General features: G+C 65.8%; 5 protein-coding genes and 1 pseudogene. 2 read left to right on the plus strand and 4 right to left on the minus strand.

Going from position 1 to position 3,612, the window contains the following annotated elements; translation table 11 throughout:
- A partial coding sequence (locus tag JOZ00_RS11795; protein WP_293344025.1) for an NUDIX hydrolase occupies positions 1 to 435 on the plus strand: 435 nt, incomplete at its 5' end.
- Positions 436 to 478: 43 nt separating this feature from the next.
- On the opposite strand, the gene JOZ00_RS11800 is transcribed toward JOZ00_RS11795, so the two are convergent.
- Positions 479 to 814, minus strand: coding sequence for a DUF732 domain-containing protein (locus tag JOZ00_RS11800; protein WP_293344026.1), 336 nt, complete (start codon positions 812 to 814; stop codon positions 479 to 481).
- 202 nt (positions 815 to 1,016) lie between these two features.
- Between JOZ00_RS11800 and JOZ00_RS11805 the strand changes: the two genes are divergently transcribed.
- Positions 1,017 to 1,493, plus strand: a complete 477-nt coding sequence (locus tag JOZ00_RS11805; protein ID WP_293344032.1) for a hypothetical protein — start codon at positions 1,017 to 1,019, stop codon at positions 1,491 to 1,493.
- Positions 1,494 to 1,510: 17 nt separating this feature from the next.
- Here the strand turns inward: JOZ00_RS11805 and JOZ00_RS11810 are convergent, their stop codons facing one another.
- The 3 genes and pseudogenes from JOZ00_RS11810 to JOZ00_RS11820 all read right to left on the minus strand — a co-directional run.
- Positions 1,511 to 2,509, minus strand: a complete 999-nt coding sequence (locus JOZ00_RS11810) for an amidohydrolase family protein (protein ID WP_293344028.1) — start codon at positions 2,507 to 2,509, stop codon at positions 1,511 to 1,513.
- 72 nt (positions 2,510 to 2,581) lie between these two features.
- Entirely contained in the window at positions 2,582 to 3,139 is a 558-nt protein-coding gene (locus tag JOZ00_RS11815) for a TetR/AcrR family transcriptional regulator (RefSeq protein WP_293344030.1), read from the minus strand.
- 11 nt (positions 3,140 to 3,150) lie between these two features.
- Positions 3,151 to 3,612 (minus strand): annotated as a pseudogene (locus JOZ00_RS11820) (dihydroflavonol 4-reductase); the annotation flags it as partial.

Genomic DNA, 3,612 nt, shown 5'->3' on the forward strand with positions numbered 1-3,612 from the left:
TACAGCGTGGTCGACAAGCCGACCTACGCGCTGGTGATGCCCTTCGATCAGAACCGCTTCCGATTGGTCGAGCAGTTCCGTTATCCCATCGGCGCGCGGCGCTGGGAGTTTCCGCAGGGCACCGCCCCCGATCTGGCCGACGCCGAACCGGCCGAACTGGCCGCGCGCGAATTGCGAGAGGAAACTGGTTTGCGCGCAACGTCATTCGAGATGCTCGGTCAGCTCGATGTGGCTCCCGGAATGACCAGCCAGCGCGGGTGGGTGTTCCTGGCCACCGGAATCGTTGAGGGGCAAGCGGACCGCGAGCACGAGGAGCAGGACATGCTCAGCGAATGGTTCACACGGTACGAGGTCGAGGAGATGATGCGTTGCGGCGTCATCGTCGACGCGCAGTCGATTGCCGCATACGGACTGTTCTTGTTGCGCAACGGTTGATGCGGGGGCCCGGTCCCGGGTCCCCGCATCACGGTGGCGGTCGTCAGGCCGAGGTGACGAACTGCGGGCAGTAGGCCGAAGCGGCGTCGACGGCGAAGGTGTTGGCGCCCTTGGCGCTCAGACCGGTTGCCTCGGCGACCGCGCCGATGACCTGCTTGCCGGAGACACCTTGGTTGAGGGCCTTGCACACGGCGTGCGCATCTTTGACGGCGACCGACGCACTCGGCGGTTGGATCCCGTCGGCGCTCAGCTGGGCGAGGAACGCGTCGTCGACCGTGCCCGCGTTCGCGGCGGTGGCCAGGCCGAGTGCGGCGAGACCGAAGCCCGCGGCGGTGAGGGTGGAAGCGGCGATCGAGGCGGTGAAGCGGCGAGTGAACATCGGGGTCTCCTTGTGCTGATTTGTGCTGGTGGTGGGCGCTGGTTTTGCGCTGACAACAGCATCGGCACCCGGGCTTGGCGCTTTCTCAACGAATTCTTGGCGGAATCTCAGGTGGCGTCGCGATCGTGGCCGGGCCGAGATCGCGTCGCGTCGTCGAACGCTCACCATTGACGCGGTGGGCCGCCGACTTCGTGCCATTGCGATGGTCGCTGCTCTGGCGATCTGTGCGATGCCCGCGCCGCCGGTGCACGCCCAGCCGCCGTCGTGGAACGGCAGATATTCGCTGGTGAGGTATGCCGTCAACAAGACCGGCACCAGCGTGGCGGCCGGCCAAGCCGAACCGACTTTCAGCGCCGACTACGTCTTCGTGACGAGCTGCTCGTCGGGCGGCTGCGTGGCCACGGCCTCCGACGGGCCCACCCCGAAGAACCCGACGCTGCCCCAACCGTCGCACTACACCTGGGACGGAAGCCGCTGGGTCGAGCACTTCGACTTCCAGTGGGATTGCTACATGGGCGAAGGCAACCCGAAGGTATGGGCGCCCGCGAGGTCGTGGGCGTTCTACGCGCCGCAGGCTGACGGAACGTTGCGTGGCACCTGGCACACCGACATCAACGGCGGCCCGTGTGGCGGATCCGTGGAGATGCCGGTGGCCGCGTTCGCCGCCGGCTCGCGATAACCGGTGTCAGCGCCCGGTCAAATCCGCAACAGTGACTCGACGTTGGTATGTGCGATGGCCTGCACCTGTCGATCGGAAAGCCCTGATTTGGTGAGGAATTCAGTGACGTTGTCACGCTGCACGTAGGGATAGTCCTCTGAGTAGATGATCCGATCGGCGCCCAGTTCGGCGACGACGTGGTCGAGCTGATGCTGGTTGAACATTCCCGACGGTGTCACCCAGATCTGTTCCCGGTAGTAGTCGCTCACGTTGCGCTCCCGCTCGTCGCGCACCAACGCGAAAGTCTCGTCGAGCCGTTCGAGCCAGAACGCCATCAGCTCTCCCCAGTGCCCGCTCAGCAGTTTCAGGCCCGGGTGGCGATCCAATGCGCCGGAGAGGATCAGCCGGATGACGTGGATGCCCGCCTCGTTGTGCCAGCCGAACGCAGGCCCACTGAACATCACCCCGACAGCGTCGGGCCAGTCGCCGGCATAATACGGCCGGGCAACCTGCGGGTGGGGGAGTCCGGGGTGGACGTAGATCGGCAGACCCACGGCCTCCGCGGCGGCGAGAATCGGATCGAATCTGCCGTCATCGAGGAAGAGTCCCTCAAACGTTCCCGCGATCAGTGCGCCGACGAACCCGAGGTCGCCGACGCAGCGGCGCAGTTCCTCGGAGGCCGCGTCGGGATCGTAGAGCGGAAGCGTGGCGAATCCCCTGAACCGGTCGGGATGTTCGGAGATCTGTTGCGCCAGATCATCATTCACCCGACGGCATAGCTCCACCGACTCCGGGGCGGCCAATGTGCTCGGGCTGCCGTTGCCGTGGGAGACGACTTGCACATCGACTCCGACCGCGTCCATGTGCTCGAGCCGGTGCCCGCCGAGCCGGGTCGCAGCGTCGCGGTCGTCGTTGAAGACCGAGCCGAATGCGGCGAGCGCATCCAACGGAAGGCCGTTGGGTGGCCCGCCCAACTGCAGCACCTTCTCGGCGACCTCAGGGTGTTCGAAGTGCTCTTCCACGGTGATGATGCGCATCCAGATATCCCCCTCGACGCTGTTCGACTGTGTTCTCTCACCAACGTAGTTCGCCTGTGGCGCCGGCGTTGGTCAGAGACCAACGGCCGCGCGGATCTGGCGGCGCGCCGCACCTGGGTCGCTGTCGGGAAATATATAGTGGCTCAACGCAATTCGTGCGATCGCGCTGGCGAGGTCGCGGGGGTTGACCGGTCCTGCGAAGGCGTCTTCGCGCACACATCGCTGCAAGACGGCCGTCAATGCTGAGGTCAACATGGGCAACGCCTGCGTCATCTGTTCGTGCGCGAACGCCGGTTCGAGGTCGAGCAGCCGCCCGGGTGGCTGGTCTTCGACGAAGGTCGCCACGACGTCGACCGCGGCTTTTAGCCGTGCCACGCCGACGACCCCGGACACCGCTGTGTCCATCGCGACATCGAAGCGGCGGCGCCCGCGCTTTCCCAGTGCATCGATGAGTTCCTCTTTGGACACGAAGTAGCGGTAGATGGTGGGTCGTGAAACCCCCGCCAGAGCCGCCACATCGGACAGGGACATCCGCCGCGCACCCGTCCTGAACAAGAGCCGTTGAGCCGCATCGAGTATCCGATCGCCCAGATCCCCATGATCCGAGCCGCGCGGGTCGGCTATCGACACGATGCCACGCCCTACAGCTTGCCGAGCTCGCGCAGCCACGAGATCAGCAATCGCAGCCCGTCGTCGAAAGACATGGGCGCATACCCGAGGCGCCGCGTGGTCAGGTTGTCTTTGGTTCGAGGCTTGCGCTCGCTCTTGGCGGCGGCTTTCGCGATGGCCATCAACGTGGGCCCGAACTCCGCGGTCAGCGCCTCGGGATCCGAGCGGTAGTCGAGATCCTGGACGCGGTGGTCGATTTCGGCGACCTCGCAGGCGCGGTTGATACCGCCGGCGGTGCTGAAGGTGTCTTCGGGCCTGCCGACCAACAGATAACGCTCGCCGGCCACACCGGAGTCCAGCGCGGCGATCGATCCTTTCGCGACGTCTGCCCCGGCCACCCAGGTCACGGGAAAGGCCAAGTAGCGCTTGATCTTTCCGCGCATCCCCGCCAGCAGCACCCGGTTGAAGCTGGTGCGGTGCAAGGCGCGTTGGAC

This window comes from Mycobacterium sp. (genome assembly GCF_019243155.1).
Taxonomy (GTDB): Bacteria; Actinomycetota; Actinomycetes; order Mycobacteriales; family Mycobacteriaceae; genus Mycobacterium.